This is a genomic window from Pseudomonas sp. RIT623 (genome assembly GCF_004519305.1).
In the GTDB taxonomy this organism is placed as follows: domain Bacteria; phylum Pseudomonadota; class Gammaproteobacteria; order Pseudomonadales; family Pseudomonadaceae; genus Aquipseudomonas.
This window is the reverse complement of record NZ_SOZA01000047.1, coordinates 15,737-34,514: the sequence shown is the minus strand read 5'-3', so window position 1 is coordinate 34,514 and position 18,778 is coordinate 15,737. Positions and strand designations below refer to the sequence as shown.

Annotated in this window: 30 protein-coding genes and 1 pseudogene; 27 read left to right on the top strand and 4 right to left on the bottom strand. The window is 62.4% G+C overall.

Annotation, left to right across the window (positions count from 1 at the left end):
- Together E3U47_RS22595 and E3U47_RS22590 are read right to left on the bottom strand one after the other, a co-directional pair.
- A partial coding sequence (locus E3U47_RS22595) for a helix-turn-helix domain-containing protein (protein WP_167659525.1) occupies positions 1 to 228 on the bottom strand: 228 nt, incomplete at its 3' end.
- A 317-nt stretch (positions 229 to 545) separates the two neighbouring features.
- Positions 546 to 758 carry a Cro/CI family transcriptional regulator gene (locus E3U47_RS22590; protein ID WP_134693806.1) on the bottom strand — a complete coding sequence of 71 codons (213 nt, stop codon included), beginning with the start codon at positions 756 to 758 and terminating at the stop codon, positions 546 to 548.
- A gap of 77 nt (positions 759 to 835) precedes the next feature.
- On the opposite strand from E3U47_RS22590, the gene E3U47_RS22585 reads away from it, so the two are divergent.
- From E3U47_RS22585 to E3U47_RS22485, 20 genes and pseudogenes are all read left to right on the top strand, one after another.
- Entirely contained in the window at positions 836 to 1,579 is a 744-nt protein-coding gene (locus tag E3U47_RS22585; protein WP_134693805.1) for a S24 family peptidase, read from the top strand.
- 507 nt (positions 1,580 to 2,086) lie between these two features.
- Complete coding sequence (locus tag E3U47_RS22580) at positions 2,087 to 2,470, top strand: response regulator transcription factor (RefSeq protein WP_134693804.1); 384 nt, start codon at positions 2,087 to 2,089, stop codon at positions 2,468 to 2,470.
- A 21-nt stretch (positions 2,471 to 2,491) separates the two neighbouring features.
- Positions 2,492 to 2,761 carry a hypothetical protein gene (locus E3U47_RS22575; RefSeq protein ID WP_134693803.1) on the top strand — a complete coding sequence of 90 codons (270 nt, stop codon included), beginning with the start codon at positions 2,492 to 2,494 and terminating at the stop codon, positions 2,759 to 2,761.
- Positions 2,758 to 3,216: pseudogene (locus tag E3U47_RS22570) on the top strand (hypothetical protein). Before E3U47_RS22575 ends, E3U47_RS22570 begins: the two are co-directional and overlap by 4 nt.
- Positions 3,217 to 3,309: 93 nt before the next feature.
- Entirely contained in the window at positions 3,310 to 3,498 is a 189-nt protein-coding gene (locus E3U47_RS22565) for a hypothetical protein (RefSeq protein ID WP_134693802.1), read from the top strand.
- Positions 3,499 to 3,565: 67 nt separating this feature from the next.
- Positions 3,566 to 4,042, top strand: a complete 477-nt coding sequence (locus tag E3U47_RS22560; RefSeq protein WP_134693801.1) for a DUF1566 domain-containing protein — start codon at positions 3,566 to 3,568, stop codon at positions 4,040 to 4,042.
- Positions 4,043 to 4,159: 117 nt separating this feature from the next.
- Positions 4,160 to 4,732, top strand: coding sequence for a DUF1566 domain-containing protein (locus E3U47_RS22555; protein ID WP_134693800.1), 573 nt, complete (start codon positions 4,160 to 4,162; stop codon positions 4,730 to 4,732).
- A 50-nt stretch (positions 4,733 to 4,782) separates the two neighbouring features.
- The gene (locus E3U47_RS22550) at positions 4,783 to 5,136 is read left to right on the top strand and encodes a four helix bundle protein (protein WP_134693799.1); all 354 of its coding nucleotides are present in this window, start codon (positions 4,783 to 4,785) and stop codon (positions 5,134 to 5,136) included.
- Between the two features lie 228 nt (positions 5,137 to 5,364).
- The gene (locus E3U47_RS22540) at positions 5,365 to 6,492 is read left to right on the top strand and encodes an RNA-directed DNA polymerase (protein ID WP_134693798.1); all 1,128 of its coding nucleotides are present in this window, start codon (positions 5,365 to 5,367) and stop codon (positions 6,490 to 6,492) included.
- A gap of 75 nt (positions 6,493 to 6,567) precedes the next feature.
- The gene (locus E3U47_RS22535) at positions 6,568 to 6,918 is read left to right on the top strand and encodes a hypothetical protein (RefSeq protein WP_134693797.1); all 351 of its coding nucleotides are present in this window, start codon (positions 6,568 to 6,570) and stop codon (positions 6,916 to 6,918) included.
- Between the two features lie 15 nt (positions 6,919 to 6,933).
- Entirely contained in the window at positions 6,934 to 7,539 is a 606-nt protein-coding gene (locus tag E3U47_RS22530) for a Lar family restriction alleviation protein (protein WP_134693796.1), read from the top strand.
- Complete coding sequence (locus E3U47_RS22525) at positions 7,536 to 7,760, top strand: hypothetical protein (RefSeq protein ID WP_134693795.1); 225 nt, start codon at positions 7,536 to 7,538, stop codon at positions 7,758 to 7,760. Before E3U47_RS22530 ends, E3U47_RS22525 begins: the two co-directional genes overlap by 4 nt.
- 82 nt (positions 7,761 to 7,842) lie before the next feature.
- The gene (locus tag E3U47_RS22520) at positions 7,843 to 8,172 is read left to right on the top strand and encodes a hypothetical protein (RefSeq protein ID WP_134693794.1); all 330 of its coding nucleotides are present in this window, start codon (positions 7,843 to 7,845) and stop codon (positions 8,170 to 8,172) included.
- Complete coding sequence (locus E3U47_RS22515) at positions 8,169 to 8,381, top strand: hypothetical protein (protein ID WP_134693793.1); 213 nt, start codon at positions 8,169 to 8,171, stop codon at positions 8,379 to 8,381. Before E3U47_RS22520 ends, E3U47_RS22515 begins: the two co-directional genes overlap by 4 nt.
- A complete protein-coding gene (locus tag E3U47_RS22510) occupies positions 8,378 to 8,587 on the top strand; it encodes a hypothetical protein (RefSeq protein ID WP_134693792.1) in 210 nt (69 codons plus the stop codon). The genes E3U47_RS22515 and E3U47_RS22510 overlap by 4 nt, the downstream gene beginning before the upstream one ends.
- Positions 8,584 to 8,862, top strand: a complete 279-nt coding sequence (locus E3U47_RS22505) for a hypothetical protein (protein ID WP_134693791.1) — start codon at positions 8,584 to 8,586, stop codon at positions 8,860 to 8,862. The genes E3U47_RS22510 and E3U47_RS22505 overlap by 4 nt, the downstream gene beginning before the upstream one ends.
- On the top strand, positions 8,859 to 9,278 hold the full coding sequence (locus tag E3U47_RS22500; protein WP_134693790.1) for a DUF2591 domain-containing protein: 420 nt from the start codon (positions 8,859 to 8,861) through the stop codon (positions 9,276 to 9,278). Before E3U47_RS22505 ends, E3U47_RS22500 begins: the two co-directional genes overlap by 4 nt.
- Positions 9,275 to 9,610 carry a hypothetical protein gene (locus E3U47_RS22495; protein WP_134693789.1) on the top strand — a complete coding sequence of 112 codons (336 nt, stop codon included), beginning with the start codon at positions 9,275 to 9,277 and terminating at the stop codon, positions 9,608 to 9,610. Before E3U47_RS22500 ends, E3U47_RS22495 begins: the two co-directional genes overlap by 4 nt.
- Complete coding sequence (locus E3U47_RS22490; protein ID WP_134693788.1) at positions 9,607 to 10,032, top strand: hypothetical protein; 426 nt, start codon at positions 9,607 to 9,609, stop codon at positions 10,030 to 10,032. The genes E3U47_RS22495 and E3U47_RS22490 overlap by 4 nt, the downstream gene beginning before the upstream one ends.
- 43 nt (positions 10,033 to 10,075) lie before the next feature.
- Positions 10,076 to 10,276 carry a hypothetical protein gene (locus tag E3U47_RS22485; protein ID WP_134693787.1) on the top strand — a complete coding sequence of 67 codons (201 nt, stop codon included), beginning with the start codon at positions 10,076 to 10,078 and terminating at the stop codon, positions 10,274 to 10,276.
- 12 nt (positions 10,277 to 10,288) lie between these two features.
- Here E3U47_RS22485 and E3U47_RS25060 read toward each other — a convergent pair whose 3' ends face one another.
- Positions 10,289 to 10,723, bottom strand: coding sequence for a hypothetical protein (locus E3U47_RS25060; RefSeq protein WP_167659524.1), 435 nt, complete (start codon positions 10,721 to 10,723; stop codon positions 10,289 to 10,291).
- Between E3U47_RS25060 and E3U47_RS25295 the strand changes: the two genes are divergently transcribed.
- From E3U47_RS25295 to pbpG, 3 genes are all read left to right on the top strand, one after another.
- Positions 10,722 to 11,066, top strand: coding sequence for a hypothetical protein (locus E3U47_RS25295; RefSeq protein WP_256660328.1), 345 nt, complete (start codon positions 10,722 to 10,724; stop codon positions 11,064 to 11,066). The genes E3U47_RS25060 and E3U47_RS25295 overlap by 2 nt on opposite strands.
- Positions 10,949 to 12,100 carry a site-specific integrase gene (locus E3U47_RS22475; RefSeq protein ID WP_256660329.1) on the top strand — a complete coding sequence of 384 codons (1,152 nt, stop codon included), beginning with the start codon at positions 10,949 to 10,951 and terminating at the stop codon, positions 12,098 to 12,100. The genes E3U47_RS25295 and E3U47_RS22475 overlap by 118 nt, the downstream gene beginning before the upstream one ends.
- Before the next feature lie 130 nt (positions 12,101 to 12,230).
- Positions 12,231 to 13,160: a D-alanyl-D-alanine endopeptidase gene (gene pbpG, locus E3U47_RS22470; RefSeq protein ID WP_134693785.1), complete on the top strand. Its 930-nt coding sequence runs from the start codon at positions 12,231 to 12,233 to the stop codon at positions 13,158 to 13,160.
- Between the two features lie 45 nt (positions 13,161 to 13,205).
- Here the strand turns inward: pbpG and E3U47_RS22465 are convergent, their stop codons facing one another.
- Positions 13,206 to 13,640, bottom strand: a complete 435-nt coding sequence (locus tag E3U47_RS22465; protein ID WP_134693784.1) for a hypothetical protein — start codon at positions 13,638 to 13,640, stop codon at positions 13,206 to 13,208.
- A 171-nt stretch (positions 13,641 to 13,811) separates the two neighbouring features.
- Between E3U47_RS22465 and pvdM the strand changes: the two genes are divergently transcribed.
- From pvdM to E3U47_RS22445, 4 genes are all read left to right on the top strand, one after another.
- The gene (gene pvdM, locus E3U47_RS22460) at positions 13,812 to 15,155 is read left to right on the top strand and encodes a pyoverdine-tailoring dipeptidase-like protein PvdM (protein ID WP_134693783.1); all 1,344 of its coding nucleotides are present in this window, start codon (positions 13,812 to 13,814) and stop codon (positions 15,153 to 15,155) included.
- A 16-nt stretch (positions 15,156 to 15,171) separates the two neighbouring features.
- Positions 15,172 to 16,446, top strand: a complete 1,275-nt coding sequence (locus tag E3U47_RS22455) for an aminotransferase class V-fold PLP-dependent enzyme (protein WP_134693782.1) — start codon at positions 15,172 to 15,174, stop codon at positions 16,444 to 16,446.
- A gap of 14 nt (positions 16,447 to 16,460) precedes the next feature.
- Positions 16,461 to 17,327, top strand: a complete 867-nt coding sequence (locus tag E3U47_RS22450; protein WP_134693781.1) for a formylglycine-generating enzyme family protein — start codon at positions 16,461 to 16,463, stop codon at positions 17,325 to 17,327.
- A gap of 98 nt (positions 17,328 to 17,425) precedes the next feature.
- Positions 17,426 to 18,772: a lysine N(6)-hydroxylase/L-ornithine N(5)-oxygenase family protein gene (locus E3U47_RS22445; RefSeq protein ID WP_134693780.1), complete on the top strand. Its 1,347-nt coding sequence runs from the start codon at positions 17,426 to 17,428 to the stop codon at positions 18,770 to 18,772.
- Positions 18,773 to 18,778: the final 6 nt, after the last annotated feature.

Genomic DNA, 18,778 nt, shown 5'->3' with positions numbered 1-18,778 from the left:
TGAGCGGCCGAAGCGCTGATGGCTCATCAGAAGGCCAACCTCCTCAAGCCACCGCAACGCATTGCGTACGGCCCGCTCCGAAAGGCAGGTGCGCGACCCAATGGTGGCGATGGATGGCCAGCAAACGCCGTCGTCGTTGGCGTTGTCGGCCAAGGAGATCAGCACCGCCTTTTGGGCAGGGCTCATCCCCTGCAATGGCCAGCAGGCCGTCATCACAATGGTGCTCATGACTTGGTCTCGCACAGGGAGGCGCGCAAGTGCTCAACACACTCGGCGCGGAAGGCATTCTTCGATTCGATTGCGTACTGGAGGCGGATCATTCGAGCCGCATGGATTGCTGCGGACTGGTGGTAGGCTTTCTGGTGCGAAACGGCCTGTGGCGCGGTGTTGCTTGCGTCCATTGCAGAGTGCATAATCGACCTCGTTGTTGTTTCAGAAGACCGCCCTGCCAGGCGGTTTTTTTTCGCCTGCTGTTCGAGCACTGGATGCATGAACAGCGGGGCGGACTCACTACTGGCGCAAGGCCAATCAGTGGAAAATGGTCATCAAGGAGCTTGCACATCCTCCGCCGGATACAGATCAGGCCTTAGGTCATGTCGAGAGACCCCTGTGGCCTTTTCAATCGGTATGGCCTGCCTCGCAGGCACGCCTCGCGATTTCCAGTAGGAGACGGCCATCGGCGTAACCCCCAGCAGATCAGCCAGGGCCCTACCTGTTCCAGCCGCTCGGATAGCGCGCTCAAGGGGGGTGGGCTGCATAAACATTCCGCCTCGGGCGAATAAACATACCTCAACAATACGTTTATTTAATAAACAAGGCAAGCCGCGTAAACTTCATGTTTATGACTATTGAACATTCAGGCGATCGCCTTCGGCAGTACGCCTCTCAGAACGGCCTCGCACCATCCTGGTTGGCTGAGCGGCTCGGCATCAGCGCTCAGTCCCTGAACAACTGGTTCGGGCGCGGCATCCCCAAAAAAGACCTCTATCGGGTAAGCCGAGAGTTGTCCCTGAGCTTTGATTGGTTGGAATCGGGGGATGGAAGTCCACTTATCGCTGATTTGGCGGGTACGCGGGATCGCGACGCCGCCGGCGAGCTGCTGGATATCGATGCCTGGGACGAAAACTCCCCTCTCAATGAGAACGAGGTGTGGGTGCCATTCCTAGAAGAGGTTGAGTTGCATGCCGGGGAAGGTGGATTCGTAGTCGAAGAGAGCCCTACTGATAAGCTGCGCTTCTTTAAGGCCGACCTTCGGCGGAACGGCGTGCAAGCCCAAGACGCAAAATGCGTGACAGTGGTTGGAAACAGCATGGTCCCGGTACTGCGTGCCGGTGCCACCGTCGGGGTAAACGTTGCGAAGAACTCAATACGAGACCTGGTCGATGGCGAAATGTATGCGATTAGCCACTCGGGTCAGCTGAGGGTTAAGCAGGTTTATAGAATTCCTAGCGGCATCCGCTTCCGGAGCTACAACCGCGACGAGCATCCCGATGAGGATTACACCTTCGCAGACATTCAGGAGCAGCAGATCCGTATCATTGGGCACGTCTTCTGGTGGGCAATGTACTCCCGCACCTGATGCCTCCCTGCCCCAAACAACCCGGCCAAGCGCCGGGTTTTTTGTGCCTGATTTTTTCCCGCCAGCAAATCGCTGTCCCCCGCGAATAAACATAAATAAACATTTTGATTGACGAGGCAATAAACATGGCGTTTACTAAGCCCATGCCGGATCGACACCGGCCGCAGCAAAGGCAGCAAAGGCAGCGATGGACAGGCCTCAACAGTCCAGAGGGGTGGCAACTGCCCCGGGTGTGCAGGGTAAAGCACCAAGATCAGTTATCCGGCGGGAAGGTCCGCGGTCGGAGTCACCAATTCAAATCCATCCAGGGCCGTCGCCAGTAGCGGGCGCTGGAACCCAGCAGGAGGCCGCCATGTTTTACCGAATCGCTGAGTTCGCCACCGCAGCCGCGCTGCTTGGGCCTCTCCTTGCGGCTTGGCTTAGGTTGGCGGGACTGCTGTAGGGATTTCACTGGCTGGCCTTCGAGGTTGAGGGCCAGACGGGAAATCAACCGCCCGAGAGCAAGTCATGGACACCATCACCATTGGCCAATGGAAAGGCCACCTGGGCCGGGGCCTCGCGCCCCGCGAGCTGGAATGCGTTCTCGACGTTGCCCAAGGCATGACGTCGAAGCAGATCGCACGCCGCTTCGGCATCAGCGAGGGCGGCGTCGAGAAGCGAATCGCGGCGGCAATGTTCAAGCTCGACGTGCCCCGTCGCGCCGCCCTAGTCGCCGAGGCCATGCGCCGCAACATCATCAGCCCCATGTGCTTCCTGCTCGCCTCGCTGATCGCCATGCACGCGGTCATCGACGACAGCGACCCCATGCGCCGCGATCGCCGGGCTCCCGAACGGCGCACCGCCCAAGTTCGAATCGTTCGCAAGGCCGAGGCCTTCGAGCACCACGCCTGAATCCCACCCGAGGATCACCCCATGCACATAGCCTTCCAGGATCGCCGGCAGGTACTTGCCGCCATGCGCGCTCGATCGGTCATCGCCACCGCCGAGCTCTACCAGATGATTGGCCGCCCTGCCCCGGCGCCTGGGCCGCTGTACAAGGCCGTGACCAAGGGCAACGCCTGGCACATCATCGAGATTGCCACCGGCAAGACCAAGGGCTTCTGCTTCAGCTACAAGGCCGCGATGGTGTTCGTGGATGCGATGGAGGCAGGCGCGGCGACAAAGCGAGGCGCCCTGCAATGAGCAAGCGCAAGCCACACAACATGCGGGCACGCCTCGAACGCACCTGCCGGGCCCTGGTCTCCGCCAACCACGCCGCCGTGGTCAACATCGATCCCAGCGGCCAGCAGGTGCTGCTCAACTGGAAGAACCTCAAGCAGATCCGGGCGCGCCAGGTCGTCGACGCCGTCTGCGACATCCCGCACCGGTGGACCATCTAGCTCAGCGTGCTGTGCCGGACAGAGCTCGGCGAACGCTACAACAAGTCGGTCGAGGTCGCCCCGCAAGGTAACTACCGGGCTGAGCACCTGACCGAGGTGATCGAAGCCACCTACACCGACCTGCGGGCAACGGCCAACCCGAATCACTTGGTGGCGGCCGGCTGGATCGCCATCCCTACCGACACAACGCTTGACGAGGCAGAGGCCGCCAAGATCTTTGCCGCCGTCGGCGCCTGGAATCAGCAGAAAGCAGCATGAAGCGCATCACCTCCCGCGTCCGGCACGGCCGGCGCCAGCAACACATCAATCTGCCGCCCAGCGGGTTATCAGAAGATCGAGGAGTCGCGCCACATGAGAATCGACCTTCCGGGCCAGTACGACCTACCAATTCAGGTTGCTCACCAATCGCCGCCGGCACCTACAGGTAGCAAGGCTGAGCTGGCCGAGCGCATAGCCAAGGCCCTGGTCAAGTACGAGGCTCGGCCTTCTTCTGCGCTCTGGATCGAAATCCAGGCCTGCGCCAAGGCAATCCTGAAGTAACAACCTCCCCGATCCATCACTACACCGCCACCAGCCATGGAGGGCGGCCTACACCCTGGAGAAAGTCATGACCCAATCTGTACTGCAATCCATCGCCGCCGCCGACCTTCCTGAGCGCGGCCAGCCATTGGCCGGTGGCACCTTCGTCACCCGCTACTGGCTCAACGGCCAAGAGCGGGCCCTGATCCAGCTCGACAACGAGTTCGAAGGCGTATGGGGTAAGTACGGGGTGAAGATCCCGGGCGCCGACAGCTACAGCGACGGCGAAGCGAACACCCGCGCCATGGCCGAGGCCGGCAGTGAGATCGCCATCAAGGCGCTGGAACTTGGCGCCTTCATCCCGTCCTGCCTGGAAGGTCAGCTGGTAATGGCGGCCAAGGCCGATGGCCTGGTCAAGTTGCGTGAGGATAGCTGGCACTGGCTGAGCTCGCAGCGCTCCGCCAACAGCGCCTACTACGTGGACTTCGAGAGTGGCTGGCTCTTCAGCAGCGGCAAGTACAATGAGTTCCTCGTTCGCCCCGTCCGCAGCCTAATCCTTCAGTAATTCACCCATTCATTCCTTTCCCTTGCAGGCGATTCCGGGTTCGTCAGGATGACGATCAGACCAGAAGCGCGCCGGGAAGCGCCGGCCGCCTGCACCTATTTCCATCAGGAGCACACCATGGAGCAACTAAGCATCCAAGTTGACGCCAGCCTGGCGTCTCGATTCATTCAACGCGAGATCGACAAACTGCTCGGCGCAGTGCCAGTCGCTGATCTGCGCTTCGAGGTGCCAGCACTTGGTTCGTACTGGCCTGCCCAAGGTGGCTACAACGCCGGACTGATGCGCGGCGAGGACGGAGCGCCGGACTACTACCTGATCGTGCCCGTCCTGAGCGAGCAACTGCGCGCAGAATGGGGTGGTAGCGGCGAAGAGTGCGAGGGCGCCACCAGCGCAAGCGATGGCCGGGCCAACACCAAAGCCCTTCTGGCTGGCAGCAGCGAGCACCAAGCCGCGAAACTGGCCAGCGAGTTCACCGCCGACGGCCACAACGACTTCTATCTGCCTGCCCGACGCGAGCTGCAGGTTGCCGAAGCGAACGTGCCTGAGCTATTCGAGAAGGCCTATCACTGGTCGTCTACGCAGCGCTCCGCCTACTACGCCTACGTCATGGACTTCGAGAGTGGCTGGCTCACCAACTTCGGCAAGGACAATGAGTTCCTCGTTCGCCCCGTCCGCAGATTTATTCCGTAATTCAATTCTTCATTCCTGGGCGCGGACGCGCCCTGCTTTAGGAGGCCAGGATGGCCCTTCACACAGACCTTGAGATCCACAAGGCGGCCGAGGAGCTTCTCGGCCTTTCGCTTGACCTGGTACGGAACATCCCGCGCGACCTCAAGCAGGTCGTCGGCTCGAAGATCAGGGACGAGTGCCTGCAAGCTCTGGTACTGATAGGCCGAGCCAATATGGCGCGGGACAAGCTCCCGCATCTGAACCTCCTGCTCGAAAGCATCTGGATGCTGAACTACCTACTGCGCGCCCTCACCAACAAGGGCCTGATCAGCAAGGGGCAGCATGCCAAGGCAATGAAGCTCACGGCCTCCGTCGGCCGCCAGGCCAACGCCTGGAAGAAATCCGCAACCGCGCCCGCTGCTTGAGGGTTAAGGCCCTCCTGCCTGCGCGCAGAATCTGGTCGTGCCGCTGATCGATGATCACCGCCATGCGCAGCACGGATACCGCCAGCAGATGCTGGTAGGTCCGGCGCAGTTTCCAGGCTGAGCAATCGTCCTGGCGACGTAGATAGCACGATAGGTCGCAGCGCTCCGCCAACAACGCCTACAACATGGACTTCGAGAGTGGCTGGCTCAACAACAACGACAAGAACAATGAGTTCCTCGTTCGCCCCGTCCGCAGATTCTCCTGTTGCGAGCTTCACCTTCGAGGAATTGGTTCAGGCCTACTACGACTGCCGGCGGCACAAGCGGAACACCGCGAGCACCCGACGCTTCGAAGTGGACATGGAATCCAATCTCCTCGACCTATTCGAAGAGCTCCAGGTCGGAACCTACCGCCCCGGCCGCTCTATCTGCTTTGTGGTCACCAGACCAAAGGCCCGCGAAGTGTGGGCCGCCGACTTCCGCGACCGCATCGTGCACCACCTGCTATACAACCGCATTGGTCCACGGATCGAGCGCAGCTTCATAGCGGACAGCTGCGCATGTATCCCCGGGCGCGGTACGCTGTACGCCGGTAAGCGGATGGAGGCGAAAATCCGCAGCCAGACGCAGAACTGGTCGCGGCCTGGCTTCTACCTCAAGTGCGACCTGGCCAACTTCTTCGTGTCAATCGACAAGCGCGTGCTGGCCCGGCAACTGGCCAGCAAGATCGATGATCCGTGGTTCGGGAAGTTGGCCTTGCAGGTGCTCATGCACGATCCGCGCGAGAACTACGTCGAGCGCAGCCCGGCGCACCTGTTCAACCGGGTGCCGCAGCACAAGCGCCTGACCGGGCAGCCCGCTTACCTGGGCCTGCCCATCGGCAACCTGTCGTCGCAGTTCTTCGCCAACGTCTACCTGGATGCATTGGACAAGTTCTGCAAGCACACGCTGAAGGCCAAGCACTACATCCGCTACGTCGATGACTTTGTGCTGCTGAACGAGTCGCCGCAGCAGCTCAACGAGTGGTTGCGCCAGATCGAAGACTTCCTGCCGAGCCTGGGCGTAAGGCTCAACCCGACGAAGACAATCCTGCAACCCATCGACCGCGGCGTGGACTTCGTCGGGCATGTGATCAAGCCATGGCGGCGCACCACCAGGAAGAAGTCGGTGGCCCAGGCCATGAAGCGAACCGCTGCGACGCCAGCAGAGAACCTCCGCGAGACAGCCAACAGCTACTTCGGCCTGCTTGGCCAGGCCAGCCACAGCCAGAAAGACCGGGCACGGCTGGCCAAGCTCGTCCTTCGCCGCGGGCATGTGGTCAACGGCGCGCTGACGCAAACCTACCAGAAACGATAGCGCTGCCCGCCAGCGCCTTCTCCTATTCAATGATAACGCCGACCCGGCGAGGGCGGCGCCTGCTCGGAGGTATCCATGAAGATTCAGGTCAAGGCTCTCTATCGATGCTGCTCCTGCCGAGAGATCCATGATTGCGAGGACGGTGCACTCGAATGCTGCCGCCCTGGGATAGAGGAGCTTTTCGAGTGCCCAGTCTGCAAATCAGTGCATGACGACGAAGACGCCGCGATCAGCTGCTGCGGTGTCGACGCAGTTCAGTGCCCTTCGTGCCTTCGCGACTACCCATCGATCTCGCTTTCCTTCCAGGCCATCAAGATCGCCGGCCACTGCACCACCTGCAACCCGATGTTCACCATCGACCAGCAACAGGCCATACAAGACCTGCATTACCACGAGACTGGGCGCCGCGAGCACCTGTTCGACTGACTTCAGGAGTTACCCATGCCCACAGAGAACCGATCCAGTAACACCAGCGAACTGCTGCCGTGCCCTTTCTGCGGCCAGCATGACTTTCTCATCGAGCGCTTAGATAGCGACGCTTCAGTTGTGATCTGTCAGGGCCTGACCGGGCCGCATGAGGCCTGCCTGGCCCGTGGCCCAGTGGGCGTAGCGCAGAATGAAGGCGAGGAGCAGCCAGGCCGCGACAAGGCGGTCGAGCTCTGGAATGCGAGAGCCGAGCAGCGCCAGGGCGAGCCGATAGGCGAGGTCGTGGCGTTCGGTAAAGGCTTGCATGAGATCGCATGGTCACAAGGCAAGATGCCGCGCCTTGGGGCCAAGCTCTACACCCACGCCGATCCTGGCGAGGTTGAGCGGCTGCGCGCCGAACTGGAGAGCGAACGCGGTCTACGTCGTAAGCTGGCTGCGCGGCTGAGCCAGTACAAGGACGAAGCCAAAGCAGAGGCCGACACCCTGCGCGCCCAACTGGCCGAGCAGAATGCGCTGTTACGTGATGCAGCGCTGCATGCAAGCTGGATGGAGCCCAATAGCGCAGCGGTGCTCAAGCGCATCAATGCAGCCCTATCCGCCAGTGCAGAGCCGAAGTCGTGAAGGTGCATTTCTGCCCGGGGGCTGCCCCGGAGGACCTTGAGCAAGCGCCCTGCGGCACCTGGCTAGGGGAATCCTCCGAGCTCTCAGGTGACTGGGCCAGAATCGATTGCAGGTTATGCCAGAGCCGCAAGGAAAAGATCATCGGCTCTGCCGCCGCCGAAGAACACGCCATCATCGAGCAGATGGGCGACATGGCAGATTTCATGCGCGCGGAATGCTAGGCCGCACAAGAGCACATTTGTACTCCTCGCTGTAACCCCTCTCCCCTCTATTCACTGCCGCGAGTGCGGCCAAGGAATCGTCATGCCTGAAGAAATCAAGCTGATCCAGCCGGCGCCGGTTGAGCGCGATGAATACGGAATGTTCCAGCACCCCGACCTGCCCGACTTCGACGAGGGCGACGGCGAGAAGTGTAAGGCCTGGGTCGCACAGCAGGGCCTGCAGCTCGCCATGTTCCACCTGGAGACCGACGCACCGGAGGACATCGCAGAACGCTACTTCGAGTCTGGCGACCCCGATTGCAGCTACTGGGATCCCAGTAAGCCAGATGGCGATGGCTGGTTCTGCCTGGCCATCCACGACACCGATGACGGCCCGGTGTGCTGGTGGGCGCGCCGCGAGGTGACGCCATGAAGCGTCATCTGGTCGTCATGGGCGCCATCGTTGGCGCCTTCACCTTGGTGCAGGTCTTCTGCGTTGGCATGTTCGTCGGTCGCGAGACCAAGGCCTGCCATCTGCAGGCCGGCAACGAGCGCCAGCTCTCCCCGCACGAACAGCAGGACAACGGACCTACACCCGCACTGGCGCCTGGGCGCTGGATTGATGAGAGGTATCAGCTGTGAGCCAGCTATCGAAAACTGTGGAGCTGCCAATCTCCTGTGAGGTTGGCGGTCGCGCCTGGAAGCTCTTCACCTTCGACTATGAAACCCCGGATGGCACTTTCAGCGGCTATCTGCACGCCATTTCAGCTGAACATGCCGCCGCGCTGCTTATGGATATGAAAGCCACGGCTGCTCTCAAGGGGGAAATGATTGGGGTGGTGCCATGAGCCTGTTCCAGTGCTACGAATGCGGTTGCCGGGAGAATACGGCGCTATGCAACTTCTGGGTCAGGATGGCGGATGCCGGCGGCAAATGGCGCGGACTACCTAGCCAACCCTGGATGCTGTGTTCGGCTTGTGACCCACGCATCCATGAATGGCACAGACAGTTCGAGCGCCTGTATTTGCCGAAGGGCGAGTTTCGCACGAACGCCCAGGGCAACCTTGAGCACATCGCAACCGGAAAGCTTTGCCATGAATTCTTGGCTGAGGTGTCGCCATGAACGATCTGATCGAAGTGAAGACGGCAGACCTGGCCGGAGAGGCGCTTGGGTGGGCAGTCGGCATTGCCGAGGGGCTTGACCTGATCCTGGTCCCGCCTGAGTACGGTAACCCCTGGCGCGTGTTCGCCCGGCACCAGGCAACAGCCACCGAACACACCAAGCGCTACAACCCGTACGAGGACTGGGCCGTGGGTGGGCCATTGATCGATAAGCATCACATCCAGACGAGCTTCAATGGCTCAGGCTTCAGCCGAAGCCCAACTGGAGAGTACTGGTGCGCCTATGTCTGCAAGTCCACCGGCCAGGAGGTGTTCCCGAGCGGCGGCGGACCCAGCGCGTTGACAGCCTCATGCCGAGCGATAGCGCAGGCCAAGCTCGGCGATACCGCACAAGTGCCAAAGGAGCTGATGCCATGACCGAACAAAGCACCAAGGAATTCTACTCTGTCGATCAAGCCTCTCAGCATGCTGCTGAATGGTGCAAGCGCAATCCCGCATGGCGCAGGATCTGTGATATCCCTGATATCTCCGTGTTCGAAAAAACCTACGATGAGATCCCAAAGCGTGAGCGCGCCTACTGGGATAAGAACGGCGGCGAAGAATGCTGGCGTGAATTCGGCGCCGGAGGAACCAAGGTGCCTACAGGATTCATCTCTGGAAAGGGCGAGTTCTTCGACCACGTCCTGAAGGTGCCACTCCATCACAACATGATGATGGTGTACCGCGTCGGCAAGAGGTGGAAGCCATGATCGCCCCGAACGTAGTTGAGCAACTGATGAAGGCCTGCCAGCGCGGCGTGGCCGGCAAAGGCCCGGCTATCGAGGCCGCAAACAACCTGCTGGCCGAGTGCTACGGCCTGCTTGGCAAGCTCTCTGCCGAGAACGAGGCGCTACGCAAGATCATCAGCGAATCCGCAACGGCCTGCGGCGCCGCCGTATCCGTCGAGTGCAGCATTGAATTCATGTCGATGCTCCCCGCCGAGATCGGATCAGTTGTTGAGGGCATGCGCAAGGATGCGGAGCGGTACCGCTGGCTGTGCGAGGCATTCGGCGTGACGAAGCTGCCGTGTGCAGTTGAGCGAATCCTTGCCGGTGACGTGTACGTCGCTGATGGAAAGTCCGGAGTGGATGGCGCCATCGACGCAGCCATGACCAAGGAGGCCCAGCCATGATCGCCCTCGCCTACATGGCCTACCTGATCTATCGGGGCCCGCGGTGAACAACCACCAGTACCAGCCATTCTCTGCTCGGGGATTCGGTAGCTGGCACACCTGCAGCGTCTGCGGAACATCCAAGCACAGCGGCTACTACTGGCTTGGCGGCTACAAGAGCAAGACAGAACCGCCCTGCATAGCCTGGAAGATGGACGCCGAGTGGAAAGCCCAGGCCATCCCAGCACCCATCACCGAAGCCTAACCCCTCCCCTAACTACTCAAGCCCGCCGACATGCGCGGGCGAGGAGAGATCATGTCCGATTTCCAGACGACATCCGACCCCGTGGCCAGGAAGCGCCACATCTGCTGCGAGTGCCGCGGGCACATCGAGCCACGCCAGGCATACCAGCTCGTTGCCGGCTGCTGGGAAGGCGATATGAGCAGCTTCAAGACCTGCACGGAATGAGCCCTGGCGCGCGATTGGGCGATAGCTCAACCCGAGTGGGTAGCCGACGGCGAGCACCTCTACTACTTCGGGATGCTCGAAGAAGACCTCTGCAACCTGGCCCCGGAGATGGGCTTCGGTGACGGCCGCCGTTTCAAGACCTATCGACTGCAGGTGCAAATGCGCCGGCGCCGAGACCAGGCCAAATCGCAGAAAGCAGCCTGACCACCAACCTGCCGCCACCGGCGGCGTGGAGACCAACATGCAAGATGACGAACGCCAGCCGGTGGCCTATGTCTCCGACAAGGTCCCGGAGGAAAAAATGGCCGAGCTGATCGGTACGACCAAGCGGGCCTTGGAAGGAAAGCGCAGCCGCGGCGTGATCCCTGAGGGGGTTTGGAAGAAGATCGACGGCCGGATTTTTTACAGCATCAGGAGATACGAAGCGTGGCTGGAAGGAAGCTGGGGCTACCCACTGGAGTCGAATTCATCGGCAAGTCAATCCGGATCCGTTTTACTTGGAACGGTGAGCGTAGATCCGAAACGCTTGCATATCCCCAAACCGCCAAGGGGATCAAGGCGGCAGCCGATCTACGCGCTCAAGTAGTCAGCCTGGCCAGGCACGGCGTGCTTGACGAAAAAAGGTACGCCGAGCTGTTTCCGGCCTCCAGCTACACGGCGCCAGCCAACGAACTGATGTTTGGCGAGTACGCCCAGAGCTGGCTGGACAGCCTGGAGGTGGTGCATGACACACGGGTCAACTACAAAGGATTGATGAACAACTACTGGATGCCCCATCTGGCGACACTGCCGATCAAGGCGGTAACGCCGATGGTGCTGAGGGAGGTGGTCGCGAAGACCGAGTGGAAGAGCTCGACAGTCAAGCGCGCTGCCATCGCGCGGGTCAAGGCGATGTTTCGCGCAGCGGTATATGACGAGGTGGTTGACAGGAACCCGGCAGCATCAATCCAGCTGCCGCAGAAGAACAAGAAGCAGGTCGACCCATTCACGGTTGAAGAGGCGGAGAACCTGATCAGGTGGATGTACAAGAACTTTTCACGCTGCAACCAGGTGTTCGCAGCGTTCTATGAGTTTGCTTTCTACACCGGTATGCGCACCGGCGAGATCATGGCGCTGCGCTGGGACGAGATCGACCTGGAGAAGAAGACGGCCCACGTATGCCGGATCGTCGTAGAGAACCAGGTGATGGAGCGAACGAAGACCAAGTACACCAGAACGATCATGCTCAACAGCCGAGCGCTGGGAGCCCTCGAGCGAGCAAGGCAGATCGCCGAGGCCAGGAAGCGCAACGGCAGACGAGTCTCAGCAGAATCTCCATTCGTCTTCCAGCCGGCCGGGAGGTCGCCACACATGAAAGGCCCGAGCACGCCTGGCGGGCACTTCAATGAAGCGATCGAGGCAACCTCGATCAGAGCGAGGCCACAGTACAACTGCAGGCACACATATGCCACGATGTGCCTTATGTCAGGGATGAACCCTGCCTTCATCGCCGGGCAGCTTGGACACTCTGTGCAAGTGCTACTCACCACCTACGCCAAGTGGCTGAATTCAGCGAATGATTGGTCCGAACTTGCCAAGCTGGAATCGGCGGTAATTGGTACAGAATTGGTACAGGATTAAATTTCCTTCACCTTGCGCCCTTTGGATATAAGGCATTCGACAGCGCTTCGGCCATACTCCAAAATGCAACGGTTTTTTGGGGGAAACCCTTGCACAGCCAACGACATACCAACATTTAGTGAGCCTCAACGTGAAAACTTCCCTGTCCATCCTCAGCCTGCTGCTGTTGCTCACAGGTACCGCCACCCTGCCGTCGACCGCTGCTGCACAACAACCCCCGGCCCAGCAGCAACGCGACCCCGCCAAGCTGCACCTGGCCTCCGGCAGCGCCCTGCTGATCGACCTGAACACCAACCAGCAGCTGTACGCCAGCCACGCCGACCGCGTACGCCCGATCGCCTCGGTCACCAAGCTGATGACCGCGATGGTGGTGCTCGACGCCAAGCTGCCCATGGACGAAATGCTCGGCATGACCATCGCCAACAACCCAGAGATGAAAGGCGTGTATTCGCGAGTACGCTTGGGCAGCGAGCTGAGCCGTCGCGAAACCCTGCTGATCACCCTGATGTCGTCGGAAAACCGCGCGGCCAACAGCCTGGCCAACCACTACCCCGGCGGCTATGGCGCGTTCATCAAGGCGATGAACGCCAAGGCTCGCAGCCTGGGCATGAGCCACACCCGCTATGTCGAGCCGACCGGCCTGTCGACCCAGAACGTCTCCACCGCCCAGGACCTGGCCAAGCTGCTGATGGCCTCGCGCAAGTACCCGCAGCTCAGCGAGCTGTCGACCACGCGCGAGAAGACCGTGGCGTTTCGCAAGCCCAACTACACCCTGGGTTTTCGTAACACCGACCACCTGGTCAACAAGAGCAACTGGGACATCAAGCTGACCAAGACCGGCTTCACCAACGAGGCCGGCCACTGCCTGGTGCTGCTGACCAAGATGGACAACCGCCCCGTGGCCATGGTCATCCTCGACGCCTTCGGCAAGTACACCCACTTCGCCGATGCCAGCCGCATGCGCCAGTGGCTGGAGACCGGCAGCGCCAAGCCAGCCCCAGCAGTGGCCATGCAGTACAAGAGCGAGCGGCAGAACCGCGCGCGCCTGGCCCAGGACTGAGGCCAGAGGGCCGGGGCCAGTCGCCGGCCCCGGCGCCACGGCGCATCAGGCCGTGGTGTTGATCGAACCACCGGCGCTGCTGCCACCGCTCTTGTTCAGCGCCTCCAGCAACTGCGCGGTCGCGGCCATGATCAACCCGGTCAGGGTGGTGATGCTGGCCTGCTTGGCCTGCACCGCCGCCATTTTGCTGGGGTCTTTCTTCGCTTGCTCCTGCAGTTGGGCCAGTTGCTTCTGCTCCTCGGCCAACTGCTTTTGCAGGCGCTTGATCTCCTCGCGCAGCTCCTTGATGCTCGGCGGCTCAGTTGGGTCGGACTCCACCGCCTCGGGCTTGCTGTCCGGGGCTTTGAATGCATCCCCCTGGAACACCAGGCCACCGCGCTCGTTGACCTCAGGCTTGCCCGGCTGCGAGGTGGTCGCCAGGGGCTGGCTGGCGCCAGACAGGGTCGGGATATTGATATTGGCGTTGGTTATTGCAACCATTGCGCACCTTCCTTGAAATAGATTTTTACACTACCGGCTATCGGCCAGCCCGCCTGGTTCTTGAATGCCGCGCGCGGATAAATTTGCCCGCGCGCCACTCGTCCACCTGATACCCGAGCCCTGCCCGCGTTTGCCGGCAGGCCGATCCGATCAGTCCGCAACGAGATGGCAATGACCAAGACCCGTTCCCGCAAAGCCCTGTACATCGGCCTGCCGCTGGCCCTGGCGGTCGCCCTGGGCAGCGCCGCCGGCTACCTCTACTGGCCACGCGAGGCCGGCTACCCACGCCAGGTCGTCGAGCAGGCCAATGCCTTGCACGAGCACATGCTGTCGTTCGACAGCCACATCACCGTGCCCCTGGACCTGGGCGCCGCCGGCCACGAACTGGACAAGGACGGCCCTGGCCAGTTCGACCTGGCCAAGGCCGGCAAGGGTCGCTTGTCGGGCGCGGCGTTGACCATCTTCGGCTGGCCGGAGATCTGGAACGGCGCCAACGCCCCGCACCGCCCCACCCCCGGCTTCGTCGACGCGGCGCGCCAGGAACAGGAAGCCCGCTACAAGATCATCAGCGGCATGGTCCGCGACTTCCCCAACCAGGTCGGCATCGCGTACACCCCCGAGGACTTTCGCCGCCTCAATGGCGAAGGCAAGTTCGCCATCTTCATCAGCATGCTCAACGCCTACCCGCTCGGCCACGACCTGGCGCAGCTGGACCTGTGGGCCGCGCGCGGCATGCGCATGTTCGGCTTCAGCTACACCGGCAACAACGACTGGGCCGACTCCTCGCGCCCGCTGCCGTTCTTCAACGACAGCGCCGACGCCCTCGGCGGCTTGTCACCGATCGGTGAACAGGCGGTCAAGCGCCTCAACGACCTGGGCGTGATCATCGATGTGTCGCAGATGTCGACCCTGGCCCTGGAGGACGTCGCCCGCCTGTCGCGCGCGCCCTTCGTCGCCTCGCACTCGGCGCCCCGGGCGCTGGTGGACATCCCGCGCAACCTCTCCGACAAGGAGATGCAGCTGATCAAGGACAGCGGCGGGGTCATCCAGGTGGTCGGCTTCGGCCAGTATCTCAAGCCGCTGGGCAAGCCGGTGCTGGACAAGCTCGAGGCCTTGCGCGTGCGCTTCGACCTGCAGCCGCTGCAGGGCCTGGCCAATGCGCTGATGCCGGGCGACGCGGTGATCGCCATCTGGCCCGAGCAGCGCTTCGGCGAATACGCCAGCGCCCTGTACGGCATCCTCGAAGAAGAGCCCAAGGCGACCCTCAAGCAGTACGTCGACGCCATCGACTACACGGTGAAGAAAGTCGGCATCGACCATGTCGGCATCAGCTCGGACTTCAACGACGGCGGCGGCCTGGATGGCTGGAAAGATGTCAGCGAGATCCGCAACGTCACCGCCGAGCTGCTCAGCCGCGGCTACAGCGAAACCGACATCGGCAAACTCTGGGCGGGCAATTTCCTGCGCGTCTGGGAGCAGGTGCAGAAGTCCGCCCACCCCGTCGCCAACCGTTGAGTCGAGCCTGTCCTCCATGAACAACCGTCGCACCTTTCTCAAGCAGGCCGGCCTGCTGGCCGCCAGCCTGCCGCTGCTGCCCCAGGCCCTGGCCGATACGCCCGACAAGCCGCTGGGCGGCGCCGACAAATGGCGCAACCTGCGTGAGCTGTTCCCCCTCGACCCCAACGTGGCGCACTTCGCCAACTTCCTGGTCACCGCCCACCCACGCCCGGTTCAGGCCGCCATCGACCGCCACCGCGCCGACCTCGACCGCAACCCCGCCGCGCTGATGGACTGGGAAAGCCAGTACGAATGGCAGCGCGAGGATGAAGTACGCGAGTGGGCCGCGCGCTACCTGGAAGTAGGCCCGCGCCAGATCGCCCTGACCGGCAGCACCACCGAAGGCCTGGCGATGATCTATGGCGGCCTCAAAGTCGGCGCCGGGCAGGAGATCCTGATTACCGAGCACGAGCACTATTCCGCGCAGAAGACGCTGGAGTTCCGCAACCAGCGCCAGGGCACCGCGGTGCGCAAGATCCGTCTGTTCGACGACCCGTGGACGGTGTCCACCGACCAGGTGCTGAGCACCCTCGACAAGGCCATCAAGCCCAACACCCGGGTGCTGGGCATGACCTGGGTGCACTCTGGCAGTGGCGTCAAGCTGCCGGTGGGCGAGATCGGTGAACTGGTGCGCCGGCACAACCGCGAGCGCAGCGAAGCCGAGCGCATTCTGTATGTGGTCGACGGCGTGCATGGCTTCGGCGTGGAGAACGCCTGCTTCGCCGACTTCAATTGCGACTACTTCATCGCCGGCACCCACAAGTGGATGTTCGGCCCGCGCGGCACCGGGATCATCTGCGCCGCCTCCACCGGCATGCAGCACCTGGTGCCCAGCGTCGCCACCTTCTCCCGCGACGAAGACTTCGCCACCATCATGACCCCGGGCGGCTACCACGCCTTCGAGCATCGCTGGGCCGCCGGCGAAGCGTTCAAGCTGCACCTGCAGCTGGGCAAGGCCGAGGTGCAGCAGCGCATCCACCAGCTCAACAGCCTGCTCAAACAGCGCCTGACCGAGCACCGCCAGATCCAGCTGGTGACCCCGCGCAGCGAACAGTTCTCCGCCGGTTTCACCTTCCTGCGCATCAAGGATCGTGATCCGGACGCCGTGGCCGCCCACCTGTGCGCCAACAAGGTGATGTGCGACGCGGTGGCTCGCGACGTCGGCCCGGTGATCCGCCTGGCCCCGAGCCTGCTCAACGACGAGCGGCAGATCGACCGGGCCATGGCCCTCATTACCCAGCAACTTTGAACAAGGCATCTCCCATGAGCGCACCTCTGCACCGCCTCACCCTGGCCGCCGTGCTGGCCGCCTGCAGCCTGCCGGCCCTGGCCGCGCAACCGTCGCACACCCCCGGCACGGTGTTTCGCGACTGCGACAAGACCTGCCCGGAAATGGTCGTGCTGCCTGCCGGCAGCTTCATGATGGGCACCCCCGACGATGAACAGGGCCGCCAGGATGACGAAGGCCCGATGCACCAGGTGACCTTCGCCAAGCCGTTCGCCATGAGCCGTTTCCAGATTACCGCCGGGGAATGGGCCGCCTACCAGAAGGCAACCGGCACGGTGCTGGCCGACGGCGACGAGCGCCCGGGCCGGCGCTGCAGCAATGGCAAGCCCAGCTACAAACAAGGCCCGCGTCAGCCCGCCGTATGCATGGACTACGCCGACGTCGAACGCTATGTGGCATGGCTGTCGAAGAAGACCGGCCAGCACTACCGCATGGTCAGCGAGGCCGAGCGCGAATATGCCGCCCGCGCCGGCAGCACCGGGCCGTTCCCCTTCCCGTTCGACAAGGGCGGCGACTACCAGATCAGCCAGCACGCCAATGTCTACGGCCCTACCGACGGCTTCAGCTACAGCTCGCCGGTCGGCAGTTTCAAGCCCAATGCCTTCGGCATGTACGACATGCACGGCAATGTCTACGAATGGGTCGCCGACTGCTGGCACGACAGCTACGAGGGCGCGCCGAGCGATGGCAGCGCCTGGATGACCGGCAACTGCAAGACCGCGCAGATCCGCGGCAACGACTGGGGCGAGGCACCGATCTTCTCGCGCTCGGGCAACCGCAACACCGTGGTACGCAGCGAACGCGGCGATTGGCTCGGCGTGCGCGTGGCCCGTGAGCTCTGATCGACGACAACGCCTGGTCGGCGATCCCGGCCAGGCGGTAAATTAGCCAGGCAGCCAGTCGTTTACAGGGAATCTACTCCCAACGAATGGACTGCCCCATGAGTCAGACGAACGCTTCGAACAAGATCCACGACCTGATCACGGTCGGTTTCGGCCCCTCCAACCTGGCCCTGGCCATCGCGCTGCAGGAACTGGAGCAGAGCACCGGCCACAAGCTCGACGCCCTGTTCCTGGACAAGCAGACCCACTACCGCTGGCACGGCGACACCCTGGCCAGCCAGAGCGAACTGCAGATTTCCTTCCTCAAGGACCTGGTCTCGCTGCGCAACCCCACCAGCCCCTACAGCTTCGTCAACTACCTGCACAGCAACAACCGCCTGGTCGACTTCGTCAACCTCGGCACCTTCTACCCCTGCCGCCTGGAATTCAACGACTACCTGCGCTGGGTGGCCGAGCACTTCAGCCACCAGGCCCGCTACGGCGAGCAGGTGCTGCGCATCGAACCGGAACTGGAAAACGGCCGCGTCGCCCACCTGCGGGTGATCGCCCGCGACCAGCAAGGCAAGGAATACACTCGTCGCACCCGCAGCGTGGTGGTCGGCACCGGCGGCACGCCGAAAGTGCCCGAGCTGTTCCGCCCGTTCAAGGATGACCCTCGGGTGTTCCACCACTCCAGCTACCTCAGCGCCCTGGAAAAACTGCCGTGCGCCAAGGGCAAGCCGATGCGCATCGCCATCATTGGTTCCGGGCAGAGTGCCGCCGAGGCGTTCATCGACCTCAACGACAGCTACCCGTCGGTCAAGGTCGACATGATCCTGCGCTCCTCGGCACTCAAGCCCGCCGATGACAGCCCGTTCGTCAACGAGATCTTCGCCCCGCAGTACACCGACCTGGTGTTCGACCAGCCACCGGCCGAACGCCGCAAGATCATCGACGAGTACCACAACACCAACTACTCGGTGGTCGACCTGAACCTGATCGAGCGCATCTATGGCGTGCTGTACCGGCAGAAGGTCTCGCACCAGTTCCGCCACTCGGTCCTGTGCCGCCGCCAGGTGGAAAAAGCCGTGGATACCGCCGAAGGCATCGAGCTCACCTTGCGCGACCTGGCCACCAACGGCCAGCTCACCCATCGCTATGACGCGGTGATCCTCGCCACCGGCTACGAACGCCGCACTCACCGCGACCTGTTGGCGCCACTGGCCGAATACCTGCAGGACTTCGAGGTCGACCGCGACTACCGCGCCATCGGCAGCGGCAAGCTGGAGGCCGCGGTCTACCTGCAAGGCTTCTGTGAACAGTCCCACGGCCTGAGCGATACCTTGCTGTCGGTCCTGCCGATGCGCGCCGCCGAAATCGGCCAGTCGCTGTACCACAGCCTGGGCAAGCTGGCCCCGGACGCGGTGCGCGACACCGAACAGTTGCTGCCCCTGACCAACGCCTGACGAGCT

Coding starts and splice junctions, on each gene's coding strand:
- E3U47_RS22560 (WP_134693801.1), top strand. CDS start 3,566: ATGACCCAATCTGTACTGCAATCCATCGCCGCCGCCGACCTTCCTGAG.
- E3U47_RS22540 (WP_134693798.1), top strand. CDS start 5,365: ATGAGTTCCTCGTTCGCCCCGTCCGCAGATTCTCCTGTTGCGAGCTTC.
- E3U47_RS22515 (WP_134693793.1), top strand. CDS start 8,169: ATGAAGCGTCATCTGGTCGTCATGGGCGCCATCGTTGGCGCCTTCACC.
- E3U47_RS22455 (WP_134693782.1), top strand. CDS start 15,172: ATGAACAACCGTCGCACCTTTCTCAAGCAGGCCGGCCTGCTGGCCGCC.
- E3U47_RS22490 (WP_134693788.1), top strand. CDS start 9,607: ATGATCGCCCCGAACGTAGTTGAGCAACTGATGAAGGCCTGCCAGCGC.
- E3U47_RS22550 (WP_134693799.1), top strand. CDS start 4,783: ATGGCCCTTCACACAGACCTTGAGATCCACAAGGCGGCCGAGGAGCTT.
- E3U47_RS25295 (WP_256660328.1), top strand. CDS start 10,722: ATGCAAGATGACGAACGCCAGCCGGTGGCCTATGTCTCCGACAAGGTC.
- E3U47_RS22495 (WP_134693789.1), top strand. CDS start 9,275: ATGACCGAACAAAGCACCAAGGAATTCTACTCTGTCGATCAAGCCTCT.
- pvdM (WP_134693783.1), top strand. CDS start 13,812: ATGACCAAGACCCGTTCCCGCAAAGCCCTGTACATCGGCCTGCCGCTG.
- E3U47_RS25060 (WP_167659524.1), bottom strand. CDS start 10,723: ATGTTGGTCTCCACGCCGCCGGTGGCGGCAGGTTGGTGGTCAGGCTGC.
- E3U47_RS22590 (WP_134693806.1), bottom strand. CDS start 758: ATGCAGCCCACCCCCCTTGAGCGCGCTATCCGAGCGGCTGGAACAGGT.
- E3U47_RS22450 (WP_134693781.1), top strand. CDS start 16,461: ATGAGCGCACCTCTGCACCGCCTCACCCTGGCCGCCGTGCTGGCCGCC.
- E3U47_RS22535 (WP_134693797.1), top strand. CDS start 6,568: ATGAAGATTCAGGTCAAGGCTCTCTATCGATGCTGCTCCTGCCGAGAG.
- E3U47_RS22520 (WP_134693794.1), top strand. CDS start 7,843: ATGCCTGAAGAAATCAAGCTGATCCAGCCGGCGCCGGTTGAGCGCGAT.
- E3U47_RS22445 (WP_134693780.1), top strand. CDS start 17,426: ATGAGTCAGACGAACGCTTCGAACAAGATCCACGACCTGATCACGGTC.
- E3U47_RS22565 (WP_134693802.1), top strand. CDS start 3,310: ATGAGAATCGACCTTCCGGGCCAGTACGACCTACCAATTCAGGTTGCT.
- E3U47_RS22585 (WP_134693805.1), top strand. CDS start 836: ATGTTTATGACTATTGAACATTCAGGCGATCGCCTTCGGCAGTACGCC.
- E3U47_RS22465 (WP_134693784.1), bottom strand. CDS start 13,640: ATGGTTGCAATAACCAACGCCAATATCAATATCCCGACCCTGTCTGGC.
- E3U47_RS22555 (WP_134693800.1), top strand. CDS start 4,160: ATGGAGCAACTAAGCATCCAAGTTGACGCCAGCCTGGCGTCTCGATTC.
- E3U47_RS22500 (WP_134693790.1), top strand. CDS start 8,859: ATGAACGATCTGATCGAAGTGAAGACGGCAGACCTGGCCGGAGAGGCG.
- E3U47_RS22580 (WP_134693804.1), top strand. CDS start 2,087: ATGGACACCATCACCATTGGCCAATGGAAAGGCCACCTGGGCCGGGGC.
- E3U47_RS22505 (WP_134693791.1), top strand. CDS start 8,584: ATGAGCCTGTTCCAGTGCTACGAATGCGGTTGCCGGGAGAATACGGCG.
- E3U47_RS22530 (WP_134693796.1), top strand. CDS start 6,934: ATGCCCACAGAGAACCGATCCAGTAACACCAGCGAACTGCTGCCGTGC.
- E3U47_RS22575 (WP_134693803.1), top strand. CDS start 2,492: ATGCACATAGCCTTCCAGGATCGCCGGCAGGTACTTGCCGCCATGCGC.